Origin of the sequence: Rhizobium sp. BR 362, from assembly GCF_036528765.1 — a bacterium.
Lineage (GTDB): Bacteria > Pseudomonadota > Alphaproteobacteria > Rhizobiales > Rhizobiaceae > Rhizobium.
On record NZ_JARWGH010000106.1, the window covers coordinates 1 to 517 of the forward strand.

Here is a 517-nt window from a genome sequence, read left to right on the forward strand (position 1 = left end):
GGCGATCAGCGCATCGGGTTCACTGTGGACCTTTGCCTCGCGCACGATGCGGCCATCCGCATCCACCACGCACACACTCGAGTATTCCAACGAGACATCGATTCCGGCATACTGCTTCATGGTCGTCTCTCCGTGATGCTATGGAGCAGGCCACTCCTGACTCCGCGACACCATCATTGTGAGGGACGACCACCAAGCCTTCAAACTCGCCTGGCTGGGATCCGCCCGTTACACCATCTAACGGTCAATTTTGGTGCCTTGCTTCACTCTAGTACCCCTCCACAGAGATTATGACTCTTTGACTGGATAGGCCTTGTGGAGTTTTTCACGGGCTTTTTCGGTGGTGAACATCCATTGGATTTGTGCCCTTTGCGCGTTTCTCTGCTGCTGCCAAGCATTGATCTCTGCAATCATCCTGTGTTTGTCGTCGATCCTGCGGTCGAGGCATTGGCTTTTCAAAACGCCAATCTCGATCTCGACCATATTCAGCCAACTTGCGTGTTTCGGCGTGTGGTGG

The 517-nt window shown here is 54.0% G+C and carries 2 pseudogenes; both read right to left on the minus strand.

Annotated elements, in window-relative coordinates:
• Nucleotides 1–120, minus strand: a pseudogene (locus tag QDY28_RS30955) (IS110 family transposase); the annotation flags it as partial.
• Nucleotides 121–288: 168 nt separating this feature from the next.
• Nucleotides 289–517: pseudogene (locus QDY28_RS30960) on the minus strand (IS630 family transposase); the annotation flags it as partial.